This window comes from Streptomyces sp. NPDC031121 (assembly GCF_055570615.1).
On sequence record NZ_JBVIGV010000015.1, the window covers coordinates 136,448 to 160,276 of the forward strand.

The 23,829-nt window shown below is 71.9% G+C and carries 21 protein-coding genes; 10 read left to right on the plus strand and 11 right to left on the minus strand.

From position 1 onward, the window contains the following. Positions 1 to 61: 61 nt before the first annotated feature. The 5 genes from ACZ462_RS26515 to ACZ462_RS26535 form a co-directional block, all read right to left on the minus strand. The gene (locus tag ACZ462_RS26515) at positions 62 to 763 is read right to left on the minus strand and encodes a hypothetical protein (RefSeq protein WP_467805506.1); all 702 of its coding nucleotides are present in this window, start codon (positions 761 to 763) and stop codon (positions 62 to 64) included. Further along, the gene (locus ACZ462_RS26520) at positions 760 to 1,743 is read right to left on the minus strand and encodes a hypothetical protein (RefSeq protein ID WP_467805507.1); all 984 of its coding nucleotides are present in this window, start codon (positions 1,741 to 1,743) and stop codon (positions 760 to 762) included. Before ACZ462_RS26520 ends, ACZ462_RS26515 begins: the two co-directional genes overlap by 4 nt. A 193-nt stretch (positions 1,744 to 1,936) precedes the next feature. After that, a complete protein-coding gene (locus tag ACZ462_RS26525) occupies positions 1,937 to 3,817 on the minus strand; it encodes a phage tail tip lysozyme (protein WP_467805508.1) in 1,881 nt (626 codons plus the stop codon). Positions 3,818 to 4,420: 603 nt separating this feature from the next. Continuing rightward, positions 4,421 to 5,725: a hypothetical protein gene (locus ACZ462_RS26530; protein WP_467805510.1), complete on the minus strand. Its 1,305-nt coding sequence runs from the start codon at positions 5,723 to 5,725 to the stop codon at positions 4,421 to 4,423. 138 nt (positions 5,726 to 5,863) lie between these two features. Beyond that, positions 5,864 to 6,256, minus strand: a complete 393-nt coding sequence (locus ACZ462_RS26535) for a hypothetical protein (protein WP_467805511.1) — start codon at positions 6,254 to 6,256, stop codon at positions 5,864 to 5,866. Between the two features lie 337 nt (positions 6,257 to 6,593). On the opposite strand from ACZ462_RS26535, the gene ACZ462_RS26540 reads away from it, so the two are divergent. From ACZ462_RS26540 to ACZ462_RS26550, 3 genes are all read left to right on the plus strand, one after another. After that, positions 6,594 to 7,208, plus strand: a complete 615-nt coding sequence (locus tag ACZ462_RS26540) for a helix-turn-helix domain-containing protein (protein WP_467805512.1) — start codon at positions 6,594 to 6,596, stop codon at positions 7,206 to 7,208. A 398-nt stretch (positions 7,209 to 7,606) separates the two neighbouring features. Beyond that, positions 7,607 to 7,768 carry a hypothetical protein gene (locus ACZ462_RS26545; protein WP_467805514.1) on the plus strand — a complete coding sequence of 54 codons (162 nt, stop codon included), beginning with the start codon at positions 7,607 to 7,609 and terminating at the stop codon, positions 7,766 to 7,768. Positions 7,769 to 8,680: 912 nt separating this feature from the next. Further along, entirely contained in the window at positions 8,681 to 10,384 is a 1,704-nt protein-coding gene (locus ACZ462_RS26550; protein WP_467805515.1) for a stealth conserved region 3 domain-containing protein, read from the plus strand. A 37-nt stretch (positions 10,385 to 10,421) separates the two neighbouring features. Here the strand turns inward: ACZ462_RS26550 and yczE are convergent, their stop codons facing one another. Then, positions 10,422 to 11,093: a membrane protein YczE gene (yczE, locus tag ACZ462_RS26555; RefSeq protein ID WP_467805517.1), complete on the minus strand. Its 672-nt coding sequence runs from the start codon at positions 11,091 to 11,093 to the stop codon at positions 10,422 to 10,424. 277 nt (positions 11,094 to 11,370) lie between these two features. On the opposite strand from yczE, the gene ACZ462_RS26560 reads away from it, so the two are divergent. Beyond that, entirely contained in the window at positions 11,371 to 13,209 is a 1,839-nt protein-coding gene (locus ACZ462_RS26560; protein ID WP_468252950.1) for a VanW family protein, read from the plus strand. A gap of 87 nt (positions 13,210 to 13,296) precedes the next feature. On the opposite strand, the gene ACZ462_RS26565 is transcribed toward ACZ462_RS26560, so the two are convergent. Together ACZ462_RS26565 and ACZ462_RS26570 are read right to left on the minus strand one after the other, a co-directional pair. Then, on the minus strand, positions 13,297 to 13,521 hold the full coding sequence (locus ACZ462_RS26565; RefSeq protein ID WP_467808596.1) for an acyl-CoA carboxylase epsilon subunit: 225 nt from the start codon (positions 13,519 to 13,521) through the stop codon (positions 13,297 to 13,299). Beyond that, on the minus strand, positions 13,518 to 14,762 hold the full coding sequence (locus tag ACZ462_RS26570; protein WP_467808595.1) for a cytochrome P450: 1,245 nt from the start codon (positions 14,760 to 14,762) through the stop codon (positions 13,518 to 13,520). Before ACZ462_RS26570 ends, ACZ462_RS26565 begins: the two co-directional genes overlap by 4 nt. Before the next feature lie 226 nt (positions 14,763 to 14,988). Here ACZ462_RS26570 and ACZ462_RS26575 point away from each other — a divergent pair, with 226 nt between their 5' ends. The 4 genes from ACZ462_RS26575 to ACZ462_RS26590 all read left to right on the plus strand — a co-directional run bounded on the left by ACZ462_RS26575 (position 14,989) and on the right by ACZ462_RS26590 (position 18,798). Further along, complete coding sequence (locus ACZ462_RS26575; protein ID WP_467808594.1) at positions 14,989 to 16,050, plus strand: type III polyketide synthase; 1,062 nt, start codon at positions 14,989 to 14,991, stop codon at positions 16,048 to 16,050. 16 nt (positions 16,051 to 16,066) lie between these two features. Next, positions 16,067 to 17,284 (plus strand): cytochrome P450, encoded by a 1,218-nt coding sequence (locus ACZ462_RS26580; protein ID WP_467808593.1) that lies wholly within the window; start codon positions 16,067 to 16,069, stop codon positions 17,282 to 17,284. After that, positions 17,281 to 17,817, plus strand: a complete 537-nt coding sequence (locus ACZ462_RS26585; RefSeq protein ID WP_467808592.1) for a cupin domain-containing protein — start codon at positions 17,281 to 17,283, stop codon at positions 17,815 to 17,817. Before ACZ462_RS26580 ends, ACZ462_RS26585 begins: the two co-directional genes overlap by 4 nt. A gap of 63 nt (positions 17,818 to 17,880) precedes the next feature. Next, on the plus strand, positions 17,881 to 18,798 hold the full coding sequence (locus ACZ462_RS26590) for a hypothetical protein (RefSeq protein ID WP_467808591.1): 918 nt from the start codon (positions 17,881 to 17,883) through the stop codon (positions 18,796 to 18,798). Here ACZ462_RS26590 and ACZ462_RS26595 read toward each other — a convergent pair. The 3 genes from ACZ462_RS26595 to ACZ462_RS26605 form a co-directional block, all read right to left on the minus strand. Next, on the minus strand, positions 18,787 to 20,343 hold the full coding sequence (locus tag ACZ462_RS26595; protein ID WP_467808590.1) for an MFS transporter: 1,557 nt from the start codon (positions 20,341 to 20,343) through the stop codon (positions 18,787 to 18,789). The two genes, ACZ462_RS26590 and ACZ462_RS26595, sit on opposite strands and share 12 nt — an antisense overlap. 172 nt (positions 20,344 to 20,515) lie before the next feature. Next, complete coding sequence (locus tag ACZ462_RS26600) at positions 20,516 to 21,556, minus strand: NUDIX hydrolase (protein WP_467808589.1); 1,041 nt, start codon at positions 21,554 to 21,556, stop codon at positions 20,516 to 20,518. 71 nt (positions 21,557 to 21,627) lie between these two features. Further along, positions 21,628 to 22,251 (minus strand): LysE/ArgO family amino acid transporter, encoded by a 624-nt coding sequence (locus ACZ462_RS26605; protein WP_467808588.1) that lies wholly within the window; start codon positions 22,249 to 22,251, stop codon positions 21,628 to 21,630. 69 nt (positions 22,252 to 22,320) lie between these two features. On the opposite strand from ACZ462_RS26605, the gene ACZ462_RS26610 reads away from it, so the two are divergent. Next, positions 22,321 to 23,250, plus strand: coding sequence for a LysR family transcriptional regulator ArgP (locus tag ACZ462_RS26610; RefSeq protein ID WP_467808587.1), 930 nt, complete (start codon positions 22,321 to 22,323; stop codon positions 23,248 to 23,250). A 146-nt stretch (positions 23,251 to 23,396) separates the two neighbouring features. Further along, positions 23,397 to 23,789: a TOBE domain-containing protein gene (locus tag ACZ462_RS26615; RefSeq protein WP_467808586.1), complete on the plus strand. Its 393-nt coding sequence runs from the start codon at positions 23,397 to 23,399 to the stop codon at positions 23,787 to 23,789. Positions 23,790 to 23,829 lie beyond the last annotated feature (40 nt).

Sequence of the window (23,829 nt, forward strand, 5' to 3'; positions counted from 1 at the left end):
GCCGTTCCACTCAAATACCAGTCTAACTCTATCAGTGAGACGAGTCGAAAGGGCGTGCAAGTCATTTGGAATGGCGAGTCTCGCCGCTCGCCGGCACGCCGGAGAGGTTCGCGACCTTGCCGTGGGCGTCGACCGTGACGAAGAGGAGCGCGCGCCGGTACGCCGTGACACTGGCCTTGCTCGCCTTGTTCTGGGTCGTCGCGTCGGAGGTGACCTCGACGTCGGCAAGGACGGCGTAGGTGTAGACGCCCGCCTTGGCGTCGATGACCTCCACGGCCGGATCCTCACCGAGGGCCGAGTTCAGGCCAACCGCGTCGATGTAGTGGTAACGCCGCCCCTGGGAATCCTCGTTGAACCTCGACGGGGGCATGAACGTCTTCAGGAACATCTCGTTCTCGGTGAGGTCGAACCGACTCTTCAGCCGCTCGCGCGCAGCGTCGTAGCTCTGCCCCGAGTCCCACGTGAAGACCATCGAGAGCAGCGACTTGATGCGCTCACGGTCGGTGCTCAGCCGATTCCGGCTGACACCCAGGGCCGCCATGACGTCCGCGTTCACCTGCTCGGCTTCACTCTTCCGGACTGCCGCCAGACGTCCCTCCAAATCGTTGATCCGGGTCTCCTGCTCGACCAGGGCCGCGTGCCGGCTGCTCCAGGTCACTCCGCCAACCGTCGCGACCACCGTGAGGACCGCTGCCGCCCCCAGGGCCGAGAGGTTGCGCCGGAAGAATCCCCGCCGCGCGGGTGCTGCCGTCTGCTCCGTCATCGCTTCCCGCCCGCCTCCTGTGTGCCCGTGCCGCTGAGTTCGGGTACTCCGGACCCGGCCGGCATCCTGACCGCCGGGTTCTCGTGCGGAGCCCCGGCGGCGGTTACCACGAGGGCCAAGCGGTCGAAGGTCCCCACCGTGCCATTGCGTACGTAACGCGCGCTCGCCCAGGCGAGCACCTCGCCGCTCGTCGTGTCCCGGCACAGCCAGATGACCCTTGCCTGGTTCGTCGCGCCGGAGCCGCCCTTCGCGCTCAGATCGGGCATCACCGACTCGACCTTCCATGCGTACGCGCTCGGGGGGGCTGCCTTGTCGCCGTCGTAGCGGATGTACCAGGCGTGGCGCGGATCGATCTCGGTGGTCGCATCGAACGGCGTCAGCGACGACGTGCTGTACGCCTCCTTGTCACTGACGAGGAAGGAGTCCTTGTTGAACAGCGGCGCCAAGGCCCGTCGGTGCTCGACGATTTCCAGCGTGGCCTGGTTCGGAGCCCCGTTCTTCGGGCTGGGCTGGACATCGGCCTGGTGGTACAACTCGGCGAAGGTCTGCTCACCCGCCGCGACCTTCTTCGCGTCGGCGGCTGCCGCCTCGGCGAGCTTTGACAACTGCGCGCCGACGTCCGCCTTCGCGGGCTTGGACTGGGCATCGTCCAGGTGTTGCGTGAGCTGGAGGATCCGGGCCTCGTTGTCTGCTGTGGTCGTCTTGAAGCTCTCGCCGGTCACGCCCGCAGTGATGACCAGGGCGAGGATCCCGGCACTCATCACCGCGGTGACGCCGCGGCGGAGCAGGCGCGCGTTGTCCGCCGGGGCGCGGGCCTGGCCCTTCTCTCGCCGGCGCATCATCCAGCCCGCGAAGCGCTCTTCGAGCTCGACTCCGGTGACCTTCGTGTGTGTCTTCGGTGTCGCGGGCTTCTCCCCGGGCATCGACTCGCTCTCCTGCTCCGATCCGCTGCCCTTGGACTCGTCAGGGGTTGTCGTCACGGAACGCTCCTCAGTCCGCGTTGTTCTCATAAACGACTGAAGTCTATATCAAAAGCCATTCGCGGCCGAGTGTGAATCCATTCAGTAAGAGCGTCGAAGGTGGAACCGGCGCGCGGACCTGACTCGGACACGGAGAAGCCGGTGCCCGGATCGCCGAGCACCGGCGTCTTCCTTCCAGGTCAGATGCTGTGCATCAGGCCGTTTTGATCTTGTCGGAGGTGAGCATCGCATCCGACATGTCCACGAACTTCCAGCCTTCGGCAGCCATCCGCGCCGCGCTGTCGACGCGGACCCGGCCCATGTAGGCGCAGTAGCCGGCCTCACCGAGGATGACCTTGTCCCCCTGGACGCCGAGCACCACGAGGGTGTGGCCGACGGAAGTGGATCCCGGCCCGGACCCGACCGAGTAGGGGACGGGGGTCGACTGCATCGTCTTGCCGGTCTCCCTCGCGATCGTGTAGGCCGTCTCCTTGCCATCACCGACCGGGTAGGCCTGGAACGTCGTGTACTTGTTCACGAAATAGGTGGAGAAGCTCACGCAGTTCATGGCGTGGTTGTCGCCGCAGGAACCGGGGCCGCCGCCCGGACCGTACCGGTCGTCGAGGAACTTGTCGCCCTCCTTGTTGAAGAGGTCGACGAGGGCCTGGGCCTCCTCTTGCGTCATCCCGCCGTCCTTCGGCGAGACGGAACCGCCGGCCGTGGAGGCGCAGTTTCCCAGGATCGTGTCGATCGCGTTCGATATGTTGTCGATGATCCCGCCGACGATGTCCTCGACGTCACCGACGATCGAGCTGTCGACCGACCAGCCGCTCATCTTGCCGAACCACATCTCGGCGTTGTCGCCTCGTACGGCGAGCCCGGCCGCGCCGTCGGCGGAGCGCTCCCAGTTCTCGTGAAAATGCAGCGCCGCCGCACGCGGCGAGCCCTGCGACTTCCTGAGCATGTCCTTGAAGACCGCAACGTCACCCGGGTTGTCACCATCGGCCATGAAGGCCAACTGGGCCTTGATCGTGAACCAGTCGACGCCCTTGCGCTGCGCGTACTGGCGCAGCAGCGTGTTGCGGCCGAACGTCCACTGCCCGAGGCCGATACCGTTGTCCGTGTTCTGCGCGGCGCTGGCCTTCGCGGCGGTCATGGCATACGTCCCCGTCGGAAAGTTCTGCACACTCGTCGGGTCGATCCCCGACTCCTGCGACCAGTTCCCGAGGATGCCCGCGATGTTCGCCTTCGGCATCCCCCAACTGCTGAGTACCGAGTAGATCTCCTTGGCGTTCTTCTCCACGTTCGCCGGGACTGTGGCACCGGAACCGTTGCCGACGTTGTCCGCGTTGACGACGCACGCCGCCCTGTTCGCGTTGATGCTGCCCTCGGTCAACGCCGTCGAGTTGAGGACACCGGTCAGGACCGTGCCCAGCAGGCCCACGGTGGCGGTGATCGCGACCGCACCCGACAGTGCTGCCGCCACAGGGGCCATCGTCGCAGTGACGGTGACGCCCAGGACCGCGCCGGCCCCCTTGGCCAGGAAGCTGCCGATCGCCATGAACGGTGCGGCGATCGCATGACCAACTGCCTTGACGATGTTGACAAAGAGAGTCCACAGCAGCTTCCCGGCGTTGACGGCCATCGCCATGGCTGCGAAGAACATGGACTTGAGCCAGTTCAGTAAGGCCATGGCCATGACCAGGGCCATGGCCGGCGGAGCAGCAGACGCACTACCGCCGATGGCGACGCCCTTGGCCGCCTTCGCGCCCAGGCCCTCGTCGTCCTTCGTCGGACCGCGCTCGTAGCCCGTGCCGCCGACACCCAGCTCACGCTGGTCGGCCGGCTTGGCGTCGGGGCTGCCGCCGGTGGCCTTGGACACGCCTTTGACCGTGTCCTGGGCACCCTCGACAGCGAGGTTCTTCGCTGCGCCAACGGCGGCTCCCGGAAGCCCGCCGGCCTGTGCGCCGGCCACGGCACCGGAGACAGCAGCGCCCGCGTAACGCCCGACGTGACGACGGGTCGCGCTGCTGCCGTCTCCTTCTATCGCCTTCTGGGTCGCGCCTCCGGCCAGGTTCCCGGCGACGCCGTTCATACCCTGCTTGATCGTCGCCCCGGCGTTCGCGGCCCCGGCTGTCTTGCCTGCCGTGTCTGCACTGTCCGGTACCTTCGACCCGGTCTCCGCCGTCTTCGGTCGTGCGGTGTTCGCCGTGCCGGATGTGTCAGCAGGACCGGAAGGACGAGAAGGATCGGAGGGAACAGGAGGACCAGAAGGACCAGAAGGGCCGGAAGGGCCGGAAGGGCCAGAAGGGCGGGAAGGGCGGGAAGGGCGGGAAAGACGGGAAGGACGGGAGGGATCGGAAGGACGGGAAGGACGGGAAGGATCGGAAGGACCGGAAGGATCAGCTTCCCGCCCCGGGAGCTGCTTGGGCACGGCGGTCTTGCCCTCAGGAGGCTTCTCGATGCCCTCCTTTCGGGTGGGTGCCTCCGCCTTCATCCTGCTGTGCCGGCGCGGGGGCGCCGCCGAATCGAGGCTCTTGGTCCCGCGACCCTGCCGGGGCATCCCCTGACTCGCCGACGCGTCCGGCTGGTCCTTCGTCGTCCCCGTCTCGGAGCTCCGATTCGGCTGGTCGGCGGCCATGCTATTTTCCTTTCCGGCTCAAGCCAGGTAGCAGGATCCGACACTTCTTCGCCGCACTCAGTGGAGCGTGGTGAGGAAGTCTTTGTCGTCACGAACGGTGCTGTTGGACTGCACGTCCCGCAGACTCACGTCCAGTCGGAGGAGGTCGAGTGACAGGTCCGACTGGTACTTGGACTTGTTCGCTGAGTAGGTTTGATACGCATGTGAAAGGTTGTTCATGATGTTCATGAGCGGGCGCACCGTCACGTCAGAGGACTGGTAGTCCTTGGTGAGGCTGGTGCCATCCGAGAGAATCCACTGCATGTCCGAGATCTGCTGAACCGTCGGATCTGCCCCCTCGTCGCGCTTCTTGGCGAACAACTGGGCGTAGCTCTGTCCGGCCGGCGCCAGGGCATCGAGGTAGCCGTCGTAGACGTTGCCTGTACGCCAGTTGAGGTCGAAGCCGCCGGCGGCGACGTGCTTGGTCTGCAGCGCCAGCGTCGAGACACCATCCTTTGCCTCGGCTGCGGAGACCCCCGTGATCTTGTCGGTGGCGATCGAGGCCGGAACGGTCGGCGGACGCAGGAACAACCCGTCGATCTTCGTCGTCTGCAGGTCGGACGTATAAGACCGAATCTGCGTCAGATTCGCGCGCATCTCGACGAGCTTCTGGTCCAGGGCCTTCCTGGCCTCGGTCTCCTTCTTCTTGAGTGCGACCCAGTAGTAGGCCTGCGCGGGATCGAAGGTCGGAGCGTTGAGCGCCGCGATCTTCTGGACCCCGGACGCACCGGGGTTGAAGAAGACCCGCCACTGGTCGTACTTGGCGAAGGTCTCGTCACCGGCCAGCTTGCCGCTGTTCTGCTTCGGCTGGGCTCCGGGCGCGGTGAGTTCGGCATTGGCACGGACCGTCAGGTTCAACACCTGACGGTCGAAGGGCCGGTCGGCGTTCAGGAGGACCCCGATGTAGCCGGTCGAGCCGAAGGTGTAGAGGGATCCCTTGATCCCGCTGGTGCTGACCGGCTCGGTGTTGAGTGAGGTGTCCGACCCGAGCAGGAACGCCCTGTAGTCCGCGGCGTTGTACGAGATCTGAGCGGTCGGGCTGAAGTGCATCATCACGAGCGCCTTGTTGCCGCGCTCGTTGGTGTAGACCCCGTCCACGGTGCCGCCGAGATTCGTCTTCGACGTTTTGAAGTCGCTGGTGTACAGGGCCGTCTGTGACAGCGAGTCGCGTCCCGCCTGGTATGCCGAGACCCCTGATGCGCCGATCGCGATCGCGCCCGTGACCGCGAAGATGCCGAAGAACACCCCAAAACGCTCGATCGCGTGGTGCGAGTCAAGCTTGAACTTCCTGCTGAAGCCCAGCGCCTTGTTCCTGATCCCCATCTTCTGCTCTCTTTCGCGCCTGCACCGTGCTGCGAGCCCGGGTACGGCGAACCGGGTCGGAAGAGGCCTTGCGCCTCAACCGACCCGGTTCGCTCGATGGCTCTGTCACCGTTCGTCTGCGCAGTCCGTGACGGCCCCTTACTTGGAAGGGCCGCTCAGGAATCCGGTGACCTGGTCGAAGGTCTGCGCGATCACCGTGCCGCCGCCGAGGTCCGTAATGGTCTTCTGGCCGCCGGAGCCGATCGTCGAGATCAGCGTCCAGCCGCCGGTGCTCAAAGCTCCGCCGACGAGAACGAGGAGCGCGATCGTGCCCCAGCCCTGCTGTTGGCCCGCGGACTGCGGGTTGGCCATCAGCTTCTTGATCAAGAGCACGCCGCCCCAGACCAGGCCGACAACGCCGAGCAGCATGAGTACAGAACCTCCCCAGAGCTGGACCTGGGACTTGGCGTTCTGCAGGAAGCTGGTCAGGTCCCAGGCGGCGCTCGGCAGGGATGCCTGTGCGAGGACGGCTGCCCCGTCGGTCTTCGGCATACTTCTTTCCTCTCGCCTTTCGATTCATTCAGTGGTGTGACATCGAGTCGCACGGCGACAAGCGCTGACTACCTACCATGACAGGTAGCGACAGGGGCTGAGTGGGTCGCGGTCATCCATCGACTCCTCTTGCGGACTCGTATACGTGTGCACCCGGAGTGGCTAACTTACACCATTCGAATCGCCGATCGTAGGGGTGGGCTAGATGTATCGATAGACCATCGAAAGGGCCTCGGGATTGAGGCGAATCGACGTCGCGGTGCGTGGTCGTGGAGGTGGCGCGCGGCCGTTGAGGTGCGGCGGGCGGCTGTGGAATCCGCAGTTCGGGATGTGTAAGGTGCTGCTCCAGCAGTGCCGCGACGTCGGCCTGCTCGATTCCGAGGTGGGCCGCCCCGCCTGCCCCCCGTCGATCGCGATCTTGACCAGGAAGTGTCAAACCGCCATGAACCCACTGCCCGGTGACCTTTTCGCCCGTCGGCTTCGTCAAGAGCGCGAACGCCTCGGCATCAGCCAGGCAGAGCTGGCGCGCCGTATGGCCGCACTGCTTGGCGCGAACGTCGACGCCACTGCCATCACGCGCATCGAGCAGCAGACCCGTGCGGTCAGGCTCGATGAGGCGGTCACCGCTGCCGAGGCTCTCGGGGTTCCGCTGATCACCCTGGTCAGCGACAACTACGCCCGGGAAAACGAGGCTGAGATCCAGAAACAGCTCGCCGAGCTCGCCATCGCCGAGCAGGAGCAGGAGAGGCTGCTGCAGAAGATCCACCGGATCAACCGGACCATCCGGCAACTCTCCGCCGAGCGGGAGGCCTTCGTCTCCCACGCGCTGAGCGTCAACCCTGAAACCGTCGGCGACCACGAGCTCGACCCGGAGACCCAGGCCGCTCTCGATGTCCGGATGCGTGATGTCCGCAACAAGCCGGCCGGAGAAGGCCCAGGCCCAGGCGCATGACGCTGTGCGGGCGGCCGGATTGACCTTCCGGTCGCAGGCTTTCAACGTCCCGGCTTCCGCCACCGGCCGGCCTGCATGATCTCCTCGGTGCTCGCGTCGTTCCGCCGTATCCGGGTGACATGACCAGCCCGCAGACGGTGCAAGCCGTATGCCGGCGGATCCTTCCCGGCCGCTCGGGGTGCCGGTGCAGCATCGCGTGCAGCGCGTCGCCGCTCACGCCGGTCGTGTGGATCCGTGCGTCGAGGGGCACATCGTCCTGGTCGGCGGCCTTCGGTCGGCCTTCGGTCGGCCACGGGCCCGTGCATCCGTCGGCGGATGTAGCTCCAGGCCGTGCGGCTGCGCGGTCGCAGTGTCCCAAATCACCAAGACAGTCGGGCAGTTCGGATAGGATCGCAGGCATGGGATTTGACTGGGAAAACATACTCGGCACAAGCGGGAACGGTCTCGACGAGGCATACGACAGGGCGGTCTCCTCGGTCGTCTACGGCGAGACCTCGGAGGAGGACCATCCGCCACTCCCGGTCGGCGAAGAGTTCGACAACACGGATGGCCTGCGCTGACCTGAGGGCACACGCAGAGACTGCCCGAAGAGCCGGGAGTGCTTGTCGGGCTTGGTCCGCTCTGGCGGGCAATGGGGATCAGAGGCCTCCGCCCCGTAATGGACCGGTGGTCAAGCGTGCCATCGGGAACCTCGCCTCGCCGTGTCCGGATGGGCGCGGCACGGGTGGCGAGAAGTTGCGCTCGGACGGCCCGGCGTCCGTCGCCGGCTTCTTCGGCGTGGCGCTGAGCCGGCCGGGGAATCGCGGGTCAGGCCGGGCCCGGGCCGGTGCGCCCCTCCTGACCTCCCGTGGTCGCCCCAGGGCACTCGGGAGCGGGGCGTGGTGATCGTGTCCCGCCTCGCTGCGAACCCGCTTCGGCCGGCCGTTGGACCACCTTCCGCACCGGGTGGGCACCGCAACGCCCTGGAGTATTCCTGCACCGGGCGCGCCGGCTACGGCTACCGCTGCGGCCACACCCGCGTCTTCCGGCCCCTGGCGCGCCGCTTCAGAGGACTGCCCGGTACGTGTATGAGCCGAGCCGCGCGGCCCGACGTCGGCGGAGGGCGCCTGGCTTCTGGGCATGCTCAGCAGCTCTCGCAGTCGGGGGGTCGGCGGAGACGGTGAGCAGCCCGGTCAGGGCGACGTCCGCAGCGTCGCCCAGGTGGCCAGCGGGGCGCAGGTCGGGCGTGTCCCGTTCTGGTCATCGCTGTGCGTAGACATGACGGCCAGGCCGCGGACGGGAGAGGATCGCAGGTCAGAAGCCGTATCGGAATCATCCGATACGGCCTTTTCCGTTTTGGGGGCCTCCTTGGGGCCGGGCGGGGCCGGGGCGGCCCCCGGCGGGGCGGTCGGCGACCTCGGGGGCTTGCCGGGAAGGGGAACGGGAGGCAAAGCTGGGGTAAAGCGAAGCGCTTGGAAGGGTCATCCGCGACGGTGAACGAACACATGCGCCACCTGTCCCGCGTCCTGCTGCCGGCCGCCCTGCGCCGGCGGGCCCGCCCCGTGACGGGCCTGCCGGGGGTGCCTTCCCAGCCGCAGCCGGGGCAGCGGGAGCCGGGCGGACCCGCGCCCACGTCGCCCCGGACGCGGGAGGACGAACTCCTCGACGAGCTGCCCGGCGTGGTCCGGGACCAGGGACTTCTCGCCCTGGTCAGCGACGCCCTGCTGCCCGCCGACGTACGGGCCGCGAACCTGCACGCGGCCGTCGCGGCCCTGGAGGCGGCCGGCATCGCGCACGGGCTGGTGCCCGAGCCCGGGCCGTCCCACAGGCTGGCGATCGCCCCGGGCGACCGGCCCCGGGTCGCCGAGGCGTGCGCCGAGGCCTTCGCGGGCCGGCCCGTCTACGCCAGGCTGCTGGGCGAGGGCGGCAGCAGCCTGGGCGACGTCCTCGCCGAGGCACTGCCCCGGGCCCTCGCCCCCGAGCGGCAGACCGGCGAACAGGTCCACGGCATCCGCCTGTACCAGCGCGTGGTGACCTCCGGCCGGACGCTTCGCCACGGCCCCGAGCTGGGCTGCGACCTCGACTTCTGGACGCCGTCCGCCTCCGGGCAGGGCGGCGTCGCCTCGCTCCGCGAGACGCCGTACGGATGGTGGCTGCCCTCCATGGAGGCGACCGCGGTCCGGCGGATCGGCGGGCGCGACTGCCGCGTCCTCGACGCCCTGGCGGGACGGTTCCCCCACGACATCGACTTCCCCGTCGACGCCGTGATCAGCTGGGTGGACTCCGCCGACCCCGCCTGGCGCCGCAGACGCGAGCAGGCCGGAGCCGCGGACGGAGCCGGCCGCCCGCACGGGGTGGACGACGCGGAGCACCGCTACCGCGACCGCGGGGAGCTGCGCTACTGCCTGCGCTCCATCGCCGCCTACGCGCCCTGGATCCGGCACGTCTTCCTCGTCACGGACCGGCAGACGCCCCCGTGGCTGGCCGCCGGCCACCCCGGCATCACGGTCGTGGACCACCGCGAACTCTTCGCCGACCCCGGCAGCCTGCCCGTCTTCAACTCCCACGCCATCGAAAGCCAGCTGCACCGGATCCCCGGCGTGTCCGAGCACTTCCTCTACTTCAACGACGACATCTTCCTCGGCCGGGAGCAGCAGCCCCAGTGCTACTTCCTGCCCTCCGGCCTGCCCAAGGTCTTCCACGACCGGCGGGCCGTACCCCCGGCCCTGCCGGGCGAGGACGGGGACGACGACGTCTTCAGCGCCTCCCAGCGGGTGACCCGGCAGGCCGTCGAGGAGGCGGCCGGCCGCACGTACCCGTACATCCTGGCCCACACCCCGTACCCGCTCAGGCGCTCCCTCTTCGCGCGCGTCGAGGAGGTCCTGCCGGGCCGGCTCGACGCCACCGGTCGGTCGGTTTTCCGCAGCGCGACCGATCTCGCGCCGGTCACGCTCGCCGCGCACCTGGCCCTGGCCGAAGGCCGGGCCGTGGAGGGCGAGCTGACCCACGCGTACGTGGCGACGGACCAGCCCGAGGCCGGCGGACAGCTGGCCGACCTGGCCCGGCGCCGCGACGTCGACGCCTTCTGCCTGGCCGACGACGCGGGGACGGAGGTCACGCCGGAGCACCAGCAGCAGACGGTCACCGCATTCCTGGAGGCGTACTTCCCGGTGCCGTCCCCCTACGAGCTGCCGTAGCCGCTGGGCCCGTGCCCCTCGGCCCGGCTTCCGCCCGTCAGGCCGCCTCGGCCGGGGCCGGGGCGGGGCGGGGACGTGCGGTGGGCGTCGGGTCCGCGGCGGGAGCCGGCAGGGCGAAGGCGCGGAGGAAGAGCTGGGCGAGGGGGCCGATGGCCAGGGCGTAGGCGACCGTGCCGACGCCGACGGTGCCGCCGAGCAGGAACCCGGCCGCCAGCACGGTCAGCTCGATGCCCGTCCGGACCAGCCGCACCGAGCGGCCCGTACGGCGGTGCAGGCCGGTCATCAGGCCGTCGCGCGGGCCCGGGCCGAACGCAGCGGCGATGTACAGGCCGGTGGCGGCGCCGTTGAGGACGACGCCCGCGGCCAGGACGGCCACCTGGGCCGCCACGCCGTGCACGTCGGGTACGAAGGCGAGCGTCGCGTCCATGGCGAGGCCGACCGCGAACACGTTCGACACCGTGCCGAGGCCGGGCCGCTGCCGCAGCGGCACCCACAGGAGCAGGACCAGCGCGCCCACGGCGACGGAGACCGTGCCGATGCTCCAGCCGACGCGCTCGGCGACCCCCTGGTGGAAGACATCCCACGGGCCGAGGCCGAGGCCCGCCCGCACCAGCAGCGCAGAGCTCGCGCCGTACAGGGCGAGGCCCGCGTACAGCTGGACGAGGCGGCGGGGGAGGCGGCGCGCGGAGAGCGCGGGAGGCGTGGGCACGGAGGGGCCTTTCCGTCGGGTGAGGCGGCCAAAAGCGGCCGGCTCCCACCGTCGGGCACCCCCGGACCCCTTCGAAAGGGCCAATTCAATCCGAGTGGACTTGCTTTTCCGGATCCGGGCGTCGGCCGCCCCGGGCGGTGTGCCGACCCGTGCCGCCTCCGTGAGAACACGCACATTTTCGTGTTGTTTCGCCCGATTTGGTGAATCCTGGTAGCCGACCAGTCCGGCGCGCTCATCCGCCGTCGGCACACCGGCGCACCGATGCCACGGGAGAGACATGCGACGCGTACCACGCCTGATCACCGACTGGCGGACGGCCCTGCCCCTCGCGTGCGGGGCCGCCGTCCTCGGCTTCGGCGGCCTGTACGCGGCCGGCCTCGCCTACGCGGGCGACACCATCGCCGACGGCACCCGGGTGCACGGCGTCGACATCGGCGGCATGACCCGCCACGAGGCCGAGGCGGCCCTCGACCGCGAGCTCGGCCCCGAGGCCGCCGCGCCGATCCCCCTGCGCATCGACGGCCGCGCCGCCCAGGCGGCCCCCGCGGCCTTCGGCCTGTCCCTCGACACCAAGGCCACCGCCGACCTCGCCGCGCGCTCCGGCTCCGACCCGTTCACGGTGATCGGCCGCCTGGTCCTGCCCGCGCAGGAGCGCGACCTCGAACCCGTCGTCCGGACGGACGACGCGGCCGCGGCCGCCGAGGCCGAACGCCTCGCCGCCCGGACCCGCACCGAGCCCCGCGACGGGGCCATCACCTTCCACGACGGCGCCGCCCGCGCCACCGCCCCCGCCGTCGGCGTCGCCGTCCGGGCCGGGGCCGCGGCGGACGCCGTCAGCACCGCCTACCTGGAGCCGCGCACGGAGCCCGTCGCCGTTCCCGTCGTCCGCACCCAGCCGGCGGTCGACGCCCGGGAGACCGAGCGGGCCATGGCCGAGATCGCCGAACCCGCGATGTCCGGCCCGATCACCCTGACCCTGACCGGCAAGCCCGTCACCCTCACCCCCGAGGTCATCGGCCGCCACCTGGCGATCGCGCCCGGCGACGACGGCGTCCTGCGGCCCGACCTCGACGCCGAGGGGCTCCTCGCCGATCCTGCCGTCGCCCGGCAGATCGCCGAGCTGACCCGGCCCTCCCGCGGCGCCGTCCTCGAGGTGGACCCCGCCTCGAAGCGCGTCGTCGTCGCCGAGGACGGGCGCAGCGGCGTGCAGGTCACCGCCCGGGCCCTGGAGGACGCCGTCCTGCCGCTCCTCACCCGGACCGGCGCCGCCGCCCGGACCGGTGTGCTCGCCGCCACCGAGGTGCCGCCGCAGATGACCGCGGAGAAGGCGCGCAGCCTCGGCATCCGCGAGGAGGTCTCGTCCTTCACCGTCGAGTTCCCGGCGGCGCCGTACCGCAGCACCAACATCGGGCGGGCCGTGGAGCTGATCAACGGCTCGGTCGTCAAGCCGGGGGAGGCGTGGAGCTTCAACGGCACCGTCGGGGAGCGGACCGAGGCGAACGGCTTCGTCGACGGCATCATGATCAATGACGGCCGGTACGTGAAGTCGCCCGGCGGCGGGGTCTCCGCGGTCGCGACGACCATGTACAACGCGATGTTCTTCGCCGGCCTGAAGCCGCTGGAGCACGGGGCGCACTCCTTCTACATCGAGCGCTACCCCGAGGGCCGCGAGGCCACCGTCGCCTGGGGCACGCTCGACCTGCGCTGGCGCAACGACTCCGGCCACGCGGTGTACGTGCGGGCGAGCTCCACGGACACCTCCGTCACGATCAGCCTGCTGGGCACCAGGAAGTACGACGAGGTGCGCGCGGTGAAGGGCCCGCGGACCAACGTCACCCCGCCGAAGAAGGTCTCCGCCCCGGGGCCGCAGTGCGAGGTGCAGACCCCCCTGGAGGGCTTCGACGTCGCCGTCGACCGGGTCTTCGTCAAGGGCGGGAAGGAGGTCAAGCGGGAGACGTACACGACGCACTACACCCCGCGCGACGAGGTCTCCTGCGACCCCGTGACCCCCTCGACCGCACCCCCCGCGCCGGCGGCCCCCGCAAGCCCCGCCGCACCGGCGCCGACCCCCGCCCCCGCCTCCGCGGCCTCCGCCGCCCGCCCCGGCGCGGTGTGAGCCGGCCCCGGACGCACCGCCGCGGCGGCCGCAGGAGCGGCCGCCGCGGCTTCGCCGTCCGGCGCGGGCCCGCCCGGGGCGCCGTCCTCAGTGGTGGAGGAAGGACTTGGGGCGGGCGCGCCAGGAGTGCGCGGGGTGGTGGACCGGGGAGGGCAGGTCGCGGTCCCAGTGGGCGCGGCGGTGCCGGGTGGAGCGGGGCGGCCCCGCGATCTCGGCCGCGCGCGCCAGTGCGAGCAGGGCGGCCGTGAGGGCCGCCAGTTCTATGTGGTCCGGGACGCCTCTGACCACCTTGATCCGGTGCCGGCGTATCACCAGGACACCGGCAGGGACTTGGGGCCGCGGATCAGGCCGCCGGCCTGCCATTCGACCTGCTCGGGCGGGACGGCCAGGGCCAGCCGCGGGTAGCGGTCGAGGAGCGTGGCCAGCATGACCTCCGACTCCATCCGGGCCAGCATCGAGCCGACGCAGTGGTGCGGGCCGTTCCCGAACGCCATGTGGGCGATCGGGCCGCGGTCGAAGTCCAGCCGGTCCGGGTCGGGGAAGACCTCCGGGTCCCGGTTGGCCGCCAGGTACGAGGAGTAGACGGTGTCGCCCGCCTTGATCCGCACGCCGGCGATCTCCAGGTCGCGCGTCGCGATCCGCGGCAGGCCGACCCCGTTGCGGTGCGGGATGAAGCGCAGCAGCTCGTCCACCGCCTGGGGGATCAGCTCCGGCTCGGCGCGCAGCCGTTGGAGGTGCTGCGGATGGGTGAGGAGGGCGTACACCATGTTGGCGCTGTTGTTGCGGACGGCGTGGGCACCGCTCACGAGGATGGCGGTGGCCAGCGAGACGGCCTCGTCGTCGGTGATCTCGCCGGCCGCGGCGGCGGCGGTCAGCACCCCGGTGAGGTCGTCGGTGGGCTCCTCGCGGCGCATCTCCAGGAGGGCGACGACCGTCTCGCGGACCGTCTTGAGGGCGTCGACGCTCTGCGCGGGCGCGGGCCCCGGCGTCATCGCCACGTTGGCCCAGTCGGTCATGTCGGCCCGCATCCCGTGCGGCATCCCGAGCAGGTCGGCGACGGCGGCGAGGGGCAGCGGGCCGTGCAGGTGCTCGACCAGGTCGGCGGGCGAGCCGTGCCGCTCCATGCCGTCCAGCAGGCCGTCGGTGGTCCGCTGGATGGTCGGCCGGAGCTTCTGCATGGCCTTGCCGGTGAACGCGCGCGCCACCACGCGGCGCATGTCGTTCAGCCGGGGCGGGTCGGCGTAGTTCAAGGACGCCTTCTGTGAGGCGATCGCGTGCGGCGAGGAGGCGGTGATCGTCCGGCCCACCAGCTCCGACCTGCTGAAACGCGGATCGGTCGTGGCCGCCTTGACATCGGCGTAGCGCGACATCAGCCAGGCGTCGCCCTGGCCGAAGGGCAGCCTGATGCGGGCGGCCCGCTTCTCCTTCAACCGCTCGTGGAGGAACGGGTCGAAGTCCAGCGCCTGGAAGTCGTCCAGGCTCCAGTGGTGCACCGTCTCGTCCGGGGCCGGCTGCGCAGCCGGCTCCGCGGCCGTTCTCGGCTCTGCCGTCATGCTTCATCTCCCTGCGTGGATGGCTCCCCCGACCGCACGGATGATGCGGCCAAATAGGATTTCCGCGGCCATATCGGCACACGCATCCCTTCCCGGTCGCCACCCGCCCCGCCGCCTGTGCCGGGCAGCGTCACCGGATTGGCCCATGTCCCCCAACGCCGTAGTCCCGCGCGCGCTTCGGCTGCCGGTCCGTGAGGCTGTGTCAGACAGGAAAGGAGAGCCACCCATGGCGACTCTGTGCAGGCCAACGGTGTCCGTGCCCGAGCACGTGATCACGATGGAGGAGACCCTCGACCTGGCCCGGTCCGTGCACGCGGACCATCCGCAGCTCGACCTGGCACTGCGTCTGATCCGCAACACCGGCGTCGCGAAGCGGCACATCGTGCAGCCCATCGAGGAGACGCTCAAGCACCCCGGCTTCGAGTCGCGCAACGCGGTCTACGAGGCAGAGGCCAAGGCTCGCGTCCCCGCCGTGGTGCGGCAGGCGCTCGAGGACGCGCAGCTGCGCGCCAAGGACATCGACATGATCATCTACGTGTCGTGCACGGGCTTCATGATGCCCTCGCTGACCGCGTGGATGATCAACGCGATGGGCTTCCGGACCGACACCAGGCAGCTCCCCATCGCCCAGCTGGGCTGCGCCGCCGGCGGGGCCGCCGTCAACCGGGCCCACGACTTCTGCACCGCCTACCCGGACGCGAACGCGCTGATCGTGTCCTGCGAACTGTGCTCGCTGTGCTACCAGCCCAGCGACCTGGAGGTCGGCAACCTGCTCTCCAACGGCCTCTTCGGCGACGGCATCGGCGCGGCGGTGGTCCGCGGCCGCGGCGGCACCGGCATGACCCTGCACCGCAACAGCTCGTACATCATCCCCCAGACAGAGGACTGGATCATGTACGACGTCAAGTCGACGGGATTCCACTTCAAGCTCGACCGGCGCGTGCCCGGAACGATGGAACCCCTCGCCCCGTCCCTCAAGGAACTGGCCAAGGCCCACGGCTGGGACGCCGCAGCCCTGGACTTCTACATCATCCACGCGGGCGGACCACGCATCCTGGACGACCTCAGCAAGTACCTCGGTGTGGCACCCGAAGCATTCCGCTTCAGTCGGGCCACACTGACCGAGTACGGCAACATCGCCAGCGCCGTCGTCCTCGACGCGCTGCGCCGCCTCTTCGACGAGAACCGCACCGCCGACGCCGCGAAGGGCCTGCTGGCCGGCTTCGGCCCCGGCATCACCGCAGAGATCTCACTGGGCAGCTGGACCTCCGAACGAGGGACCCGTTGAGGGAGGAATCCGAAGAATGCTGAAGGACGGCCCCGCAACCGCACGGCCACCCGTCACGCACTGGCCCACCCCGGCGCTGGAGGGGGTCGACTTCGACCCCGTCCTCGCCGGACTGATGCAGGCGGGGCCCGTCACCCGGATCCGGCTGCCCAACGGATCCGGCTGGGCCTGGCTCGTCTGCCGGTACGACGACGTGCGCATGGTCGCCAACGACCCCCGGTTCAGCCGCAAGCTCGTCGCCGAACACGACGTCACCCGCCTGGCCCCCCACTTCATCCCCGCGCCCGGCGCCGTCGGGTTCGAGGACCCGCCCGACCACACCCGGCTGCGCCGCACCGTCGCCGCCGCCTTCACCACCACCGGCGTGGAGCGCCTGCGCACCCGGGCCAAGCAGATGCTCGACGGCTTCGTCGAGGGCATCCTCGCCGACGGCCCGCCCGCGGACCTGACCGAACGCCTCCTCGCGCCCTTCCCGCTCGCCGTCGTCTGCGAGCTGATGGGCGTACCCGAGCAGGACCGGCCGATGGTCCACGAGTGGACCACCCTCATCCTGTCCTCCGCCCAGGGCGCCGAGCGCAGCGAGCGCGCGAAGAACGAGGCGCTGGCCTACCTCGCCGCCCGCCTGCGCTCCGGGGACGTGCCCCACGACGAAAGCGTCATCGGGCTCCTCGACAAGGCCGTCCGGGACGGCGAGGTCACCCTGGAGGAGGCCACCGGCCTGGGCCTGCTCATCCAGATCGGCGGCGAGGCCGTCACCAACAACGTCGGCAACATGGTCTACATCCTGCTCACCCGGCCGGACCTGATGGACCAGCTGCGCACCAGACCCGAGCTGCGGCCCTCCGCGCTCAACGAACTGCTGCGCTACATCCCGCACCGCAACGCCGTCGGCCTCTCCAGGATCGCCCTGGAGGACGTCGTCATCGCCGGCCAGCTCATCCGGGCCGGCGAGGCGGTCTACGTCTCCTACCTGGCCGCCAACCGAGACCCCGACGTCTTCCCCGACCCTGACGAACTCCACCTGGACCGCAGCCCGAACCCGCACGTCTCCTTCGGGTACGGCCCCCACTTCTGCCCCGGCGCGATGCTCGCCCGCCTGGAGTCGGAGCTGATGGTCGACGCGCTGCTCGACCGCTTCGAGGACCTGCGCTTCACCGTGCCGACCGCCGAGCTGCGCTGGCGGCCCGGAGCGCTCATCCGCGGCCCCGAAGGGCTGCCGGTGACCTGGTCATGACGGCGCACGCAGCCCGGGACGGCCTCCTCGTGCCGCCGGGCCACGGCCGGACCCTGCACACCCCCGCCCAGCAGGTCACGTTCAAGGTGACCGGCGAGCACTCCACCGTCGCCTCCAGCTTCGAGGTCGTCGTCCCGCCCGGCTTCGACGTCGGCGCCCACCGGCACATCCGCAGCGAAGAGCTGTTCTACGTCCTGGAGGGTGAACTCGACGTCATGGCCTTCGAGCCGCGCGTGCGCAGCGGCGACGACTGGAGACACTGGGAATCGCTGGACGGACGCCAGGTCGTGCGGGCCACCCCCGGGACCGTCATCGTGGTCCCGCCCGGCTGCCCGCACGCCTTCGCGAACCCGACCGGCGATCCGGCCCGCATGTTCTTCCAGGCCTCACCGCCACCGGATCACGAGCGGTACTTCGAGGAACTCATCGCCCTGCTCGACTCGGGCGTCGCCCCGGACACCGCCGCGATCGCCGACCTGCGGAACCGGTACGACATCGAACAGCTCACGCCCCTGCGGCACGGGCTGTCCTGACCGACCGCCAGCCACCAGCCCCACCGCACACCGCACACACCACACCCATGCTCGGGAGACTCCATGCTGCGCACGCGCCGCACTCTACGCACCGCCACGTACACCTTCGCCGGGACGGTCGTCGCCGCCGCCTCGCTCGCCGCGGGCCCGGCCAGGGCCGCCGAAGCCCTGCCGTCCCACTGGTGCTACGTCAACGGAGTGGAGGCCCGGCCCGGACAGGAGGTGCGGGGCACCGCGGGCGACGACACGATCGTCTGCGAGAACGACGTCGAGAACGCCATCATCTGGGGCGGCGGCGGCAACGACAACATCCGCGTCAAGGGCATGCTCATCGACGCGCAGGTGCTCGGCGGCGAGGGCGACGACACCCTCCAGGTGAACAACCTCGCCCCGCGCAACGGCAACTCCTCCGTGCGCGGCGGCGCCGGCAACGACACCATCATCACCGCCCTCGTCATGGGCACGGCCGAGCACGGCGCCACCGTCTACGGCGACCACGGCGACGACACCATCACCACCGGCAGCGTCTTCGGCGAGCCCGGCGCCTACCAGCGCGGCGGCGGGCAGGTCTTCGGCAACGACGGCAAGGACACCATCCGCACGGGCCACGTCGACCTCGGCGGCCGCGTCCTCGGCGGCAGCGAGCACGACACCATCGAGCCGAAGTCCGTCGGCGCGGAGTCCGCGGGCATCGTCCAGGGCGGTCCCGGCAACGACACCGTCCGCGGCCAGAACGACGCCGTCCTCGTCATCGGCCCCGGCTACGCCCAGGTCGACGGCGGCCTCGGCACCAATGCCTGCAAGATCCGGCACTTCTCCACCGGCGAGCGGGTACGCAGCTCGGTCGCGAACTGCGAGATGCCGGCCGAGACCCCGCCCGCCAGCGCCCCGTCGACCACGACGCCGCCGGCGGCCGGGCCCGCGGAGCCGGCCGCCCCGCCGGCCCAGAACGCCCCGGCCCGCCCGGCCTCAGGGTCCTGAGGGGCGGCGGCCCGTCCGCGGAGCGCCGTGTGCGCGCTCCGCGGACAGGCCGCCCGGCAGCAGGAACAGCGTCAGCACCGCCCCGGCGGTGAAGATCAGCGCCGACGCCGTGAAGACGGTCCTATAGCCTTCCAGAGCAGCCCGTGCCAGTAGTTCCGGCGCGGGCTGCCGCCCTGCCAGGTACCGGCCGACGGCGCCCAGGGCCAGCGTGCTCATCAGCGCCGTGCCCGCCGAGCCGCCGACCTGCCGCATCGCGTTGACCGTCGCGGAGCCCACGCCCGCGTCCCGCGGGTCTACGCCCGCCGTGGCCAGGTTCATCGCCGCCGCGGTGATCAGGCCCATGCCGAGCCCCGTGGCCATCTGGCCGGGCAGCACCTCGACCGCGTACGGGCCGGTCGCCGTCAGGTTCGCCAGCCACGCCATGCCCGCCGCGGCGAGCAGCATGCCCGTCACGACGCGGGCCCGCCCGCCGGCCCGGCCGAGCAGCCCGAGGTTGCTGCCGATCGCGCTGAGCATCGTGCAGCCCGACATCGGCATGAAGGCCAGCCCGGTCCGGGCCGGGCTGAAGCCGCGGGTGTGCTGGAAGTAGTACGTCAGGAACAGGAACACCCCGAACATCCCGACGCCCGTGAGGAAGACGGACGCCAGGGCCGTCGCCCGCACCCGGTCCCGCACGATCCGCAGCGGCAGCAGCGGGTGCGGACTGCGACCCTGCCACCACGCGAAGGCCGCCAGCAGAACCGCGGCCGCCGTCAGGATCCCCAGGGTCGGCACCGACCGCCAGCCGCGCGGGCCCGCCGTCGACAGCCCGTACACCAGGCAGAACAGGCCGGCCGAGGCCAGCACCGCACCCGGCAGGTCCAGCCGCGGCGGCGCCTGCGGCGGGCGGCGGCGCAGCAGCAGCACCCCGCCGGCGACGGCGACCGCCGCGAACAGGACGTTCACGTACAGGGTCGACCGCCAGCCCAGGTGCTCGGTGAGGAGGCCGCCGAGCAGCAGGCCCACCGCGCCCCCCGAGGCGGCCAGCGCCCCGAACACCCCGAAGGCCTTCCCGCGCTCGGCGGGCGCCGAGAACGTCGTGGTCAGCAGCGACAGCGCCGCCGGGGCCAGCAGGGCGGCGAACACGCCTTGGAGGGCGCGGGCCGTGACGAGGACCTCGAAGGAGGAGGCGGCGCCGCCGAGCGCCGAGGCGGCGGCGAAGCCGATCTGGCCGACGAGGAAGGCCCGGCGGCGCCCGACCCGGTCGGCCAGCCGCCCGCCGAGGAGCAGCAGGCTCCCGAACGGGATGGCGTACGAGGTCACCACCCACTGGCGGCGGTGGTCGGAGAATCCGAGGCCCTCCTGGATGGAGGGCAGGGCGACGTTCACGATGGTGGCGTCGAGGACGACCATCAGCTGGGCGAGGCCGATGACGGCGAGGATCCACCAGCGGCGCGGGTCTGGCTGCGCGGCCGGGGCGCCGGCCGCCCCGGTGGTGGTTCCCGCGGCGGGGCCGCGGCCGGGGGAGGGCCCGGAGGCGGGCCCGGTCGGTTCTGCTGCGGACATGGTGGCACTCCGTGGATTCCGCTCGCCCGCGCGGCCGGAGTGCGCTTCGTGCGCGCGGGCGCGGGCGATGTGTGCTTCGACCATGCGCGAGCCGGGCCCGCGGCCCGCGCGCCACGCCACGTTGCCGCCCGGATGGACCAGCCCGCCGGTGCTGTGACCGGCACGGCACCCCTCAGCGGGGTGCCGTGCCGGCGGGGCGCCCGGCGTGGAGTTCCAGGGGGCCGGTGCCCTGGGTGCGGGCGCGCAGGGAGGCCTTGATCTGGCGCCGCAGGGACGGCTTGACGAGGTCGCGGAGTTCTCCGGCCGTCGCGAGGTGCCAGGCGAGGAGCTCCCCCGGGGGGAGGCGGATCGCGGCGAGGGCGGCGCCGTCCAGGATCCCGCCGTCGTAGAGGAAGCGGATGCGGGCCGGGTAGCCCGGCTTGTGCGACCAGTTCACGGCGAGCAGCCGGCCCGGCTCCGCGTCGAGGCCGAGTTCCTCGCGCACCTCGCGCCGGACGGCGGCCCTCGGGGTCTCGCCGAGGTCGCTGTCGACGCCGCCGCCCGGCAGGTGCCAGCGGCCGGGCCGGCCGTAGGCGGGCTCCACGAGCAGGACCCGCCCCGCCGCGTCGGTGAGCAGTGCGCTGGCGGCGGTCAGCGCCTTGGGCCGGGCGGCGCGGTGGCTGGCCGCGTCGAGCGCCCCGGCGTGCTCCAGCGCCGACCGGCGGGCCGGATCCAGCCCGGCGGGCGAGCCCGGCTGGGCCACGCCGCAGGCCAGGTGCGCCACCGAGCCGGTGCGCAGGGCGGCCAGCGCGGCGCGGAGCCGGGCCGCGTCCGGCTCCGGCAGCAGGGCGTACGCCTCCTGCGGCGCGAGCCAGCCCGGAAGCACCGCCGCGGCGGCGGCCGCGTCCTGCGGCCCGAGCGGCCCGACGAGGTGCAGGTGGACGACGGCGGCCCGCGCGCGGGGGCCCGCGGCGGGCAGGGAGTCCACCGCGAGCAGCCGGCCCACGGGGGCGTGCAGGCCCAGCTCCCGGGCCAGGGCTCGGGCCAGCCCCGCCTCCGGGGTGTCGGTGCCGGCGACGGCGCCCCCCGGGAGGCCGGGCCGGCCCGGGGCGCGCCCGGGGGCCCGTACGAGGACCCGGCCGGCCCCGTCCACGACGACCGCCGCGGCCGTCAGCAGCGGGCCGGGCCCGCGGGCGGGGCGGATGGAGCGGCGGTCGGAGCGGTGGTCGGGCACGGCGGGCTCCCACGGGTCGTGCGGCGGCGGGACGGCCGCGGATGGTGCGGCGGCGGGGCGGCCGCGGCCGGTCAAGCCCCGGCCAGCAGCATCCCGCCCATGGTGACCATGGTCGCCGCCACGACCCCGTCGAGCACCCGCCAGGACTTCGGGCGCGACAGCAGGCCGCTGAGCAGGCGGGCCCCGTACCCGAGCGCGGCGAACCAGCCGAGGCTCGCCAGGGCGGCGCCGACGCCGAACGCCCAGCGCAGGTCGCCGCGGTCGGCGGCGAGCGAGCCCAGCAGCAGGACGGTGTCCAGGTACACGTGCGGGTTGAGCCAGGTCATGGCCAGGCAGGTCAGGACGGCGGCGCGGCGGGACGGGGCCGTGGCGCCGCCGGTGTCGAGGGCCGCCGCGGGGTCGGGCCGCAGCACCCGGCGGGCGGCCAGGAGCCCGTAGCCGATCAGGAACGTCCCGCCGGCGATCCCCACGGCCGTGAGGGCGGCCGGCCAGGCGGTGACGAAGGCGCCGACGCCGGCGACGCCGAGCGTGATCAGGAGGGCGTCCGACACGGCGCAGATGGCGACCACGGCGAGGACGGCCTGGCGGCGCGCCCCCTGCCGGAGGACGAGCGCGTTCTGTGCGCCGATGGCGACGATGAGGGAGAGCCCGGTGCCGAAGCCGGCCAGGGCCGCCGTGAGGATGCCGTGTGTCATGCGTCCGACCATATGAACGCATCGCTGTGCAGTACAGCTAAGGATTTTTACGTACCCTTAGCGATTGTGATGGACGATCTTCCGCTGGACCAGGTACGGACCCTGCTCGCCGTCGTCGACGAGGGCACCTTCGACGCTGCGGCCGCCGCGCTGCACGTCACCCCCTCCGCCGTCAGCCAGCGCGTCAAAGCGCTCGAACAGCGCACCGGGCGGGTCCTGCTGATGCGGACCAAACCGGTGCGGGCGACGGAGTCGGGGCAGGTGGTGGTCCGGTTCGCCCGCCAGCTGGCCCGCCTGGAGCGGGACGCGCGCGCCGAGCTCGGCATGGCGCAGGAGGAGGGCGGACCGGTGCGGCTGCCGGTCGCCGTCAACGCCGACTCCCTCGCGACCTGGTTCCTGCCCGCGCTGGAGCGGGTGCCGCAGGACCCGCCGGTCCTCTTCGAGCTGCACCGCGAGGACGAGTCGCACACCACCGCCCTGCTGCGGGAGGGCCAGGTGATGGCCGCCGTCACCTCCTCGCCCGACCCGGTGGCGGGCTGCACCGTGCGCCGGCTGGGCCTCGCGCGCTACCTGCCGGTGGCGGGCCCCGGCTTCGCCGCCCGGCACGTCCCGGAGTCCGCGACCGCGGCCGCCCTCGGGCGGGCCCTGGAGCGCGCCCCGGTGATCGTCTTCGACCGGCGCGACGTCCTGCAGGACGTCTTCGTCCGCTCCCTCACGGGCGACGCGGACACCGGAGCGGGCCGGCTGCGCCACCGCGTGCCCACCTCCGAGGGGTTCCGCGACGCGGTCGCCGCGGGCCTCGGCTGGGGGCTGGTGCCGCAGTCGCAGGCGGAGCCGCTGCTCCGCTCGGGCGGGCTCGTGCTGCTCCTGCCGCACCGGACCCTGGACGTCCCGCTGTACTGGCAGCAGTGGAAGCTCGACTCGCCGGCGCTCTCCACGCTCGCGCGGGTCGTCGCCGAGGCCGCCGCCGAAGCCCTGCACCCCTGGCAGGGAAACTAGGGCCTGTACGGGGTTGCCCCGCGGCGTCGCGATGCCCGGCACGCGCCGAGGGCACGCACCGAACGCCGCTGCTTGCTCCACGGGGCAACCCCGTCCAGGCCCTGGTCCTCTGTGGCCCGGAAGGGCCGCAGCACTAGGCTGCCGCCATGGACTCGTACACGATCGGCCAGGCGGCGCGGCTCCTCGGCGTGAGCGTCGACACGGCCCGCCGCTGGGCGGACGCCGAGCGGTTCCCCACCCGCCGCGAGGGTGCCCGCCGCATGGTCGACGGGCCGGACCTGGCCGCGTTCTGCGTCCAGGTCGCCCGGGAGGGCGCCGGGGACGAGGAGGCGCCCGCCACCTCGGCGCGCAACGCCTTCCCCGGCATCGTCACCGCCGTGAAGCTCGGCACCGTGGACGCCCAGGTCGAGATCCAGGCCGGCCCGCACCGGGTGGTGTCGCTGCTGACCCGGGAGGCGGTGGAGGAGCTGGGCCTCGTCGTGGGCGCGCGGGCCGTGGCCCGGGTGAAGGCGACGAGCGTCTTCGTCGACCGCGCCTGACGCGCACCCTCCGCCGGTCCGCCGCACCGGCGAGCCGCGG

Coding starts and splice junctions, on each gene's coding strand:
- ACZ462_RS26515 (WP_467805506.1), bottom strand. CDS start 763: ATGACGGAGCAGACGGCAGCACCCGCGCGGCGGGGATTCTTCCGGCGC.
- ACZ462_RS26525 (WP_467805508.1), bottom strand. CDS start 3,817: ATGAACGGCGTCGCCGGGAACCTGGCCGGAGGCGCGACCCAGAAGGCG.
- ACZ462_RS26530 (WP_467805510.1), bottom strand. CDS start 5,725: ATGGGGATCAGGAACAAGGCGCTGGGCTTCAGCAGGAAGTTCAAGCTT.
- ACZ462_RS26535 (WP_467805511.1), bottom strand. CDS start 6,256: ATGCCGAAGACCGACGGGGCAGCCGTCCTCGCACAGGCATCCCTGCCG.
- ACZ462_RS26545 (WP_467805514.1), top strand. CDS start 7,607: ATGGGATTTGACTGGGAAAACATACTCGGCACAAGCGGGAACGGTCTC.
- ACZ462_RS26560 (WP_468252950.1), top strand. CDS start 11,371: ATGCGACGCGTACCACGCCTGATCACCGACTGGCGGACGGCCCTGCCC.
- ACZ462_RS26570 (WP_467808595.1), bottom strand. CDS start 14,762: ATGACGGCAGAGCCGAGAACGGCCGCGGAGCCGGCTGCGCAGCCGGCC.
- ACZ462_RS26575 (WP_467808594.1), top strand. CDS start 14,989: ATGGCGACTCTGTGCAGGCCAACGGTGTCCGTGCCCGAGCACGTGATC.
- ACZ462_RS26580 (WP_467808593.1), top strand. CDS start 16,067: ATGCTGAAGGACGGCCCCGCAACCGCACGGCCACCCGTCACGCACTGG.
- ACZ462_RS26585 (WP_467808592.1), top strand. CDS start 17,281: ATGACGGCGCACGCAGCCCGGGACGGCCTCCTCGTGCCGCCGGGCCAC.
- ACZ462_RS26590 (WP_467808591.1), top strand. CDS start 17,881: ATGCTGCGCACGCGCCGCACTCTACGCACCGCCACGTACACCTTCGCC.
- ACZ462_RS26595 (WP_467808590.1), bottom strand. CDS start 20,343: ATGTCCGCAGCAGAACCGACCGGGCCCGCCTCCGGGCCCTCCCCCGGC.
- ACZ462_RS26605 (WP_467808588.1), bottom strand. CDS start 22,251: ATGACACACGGCATCCTCACGGCGGCCCTGGCCGGCTTCGGCACCGGG.
- ACZ462_RS26610 (WP_467808587.1), top strand. CDS start 22,321: ATGGACGATCTTCCGCTGGACCAGGTACGGACCCTGCTCGCCGTCGTC.
- ACZ462_RS26615 (WP_467808586.1), top strand. CDS start 23,397: ATGGACTCGTACACGATCGGCCAGGCGGCGCGGCTCCTCGGCGTGAGC.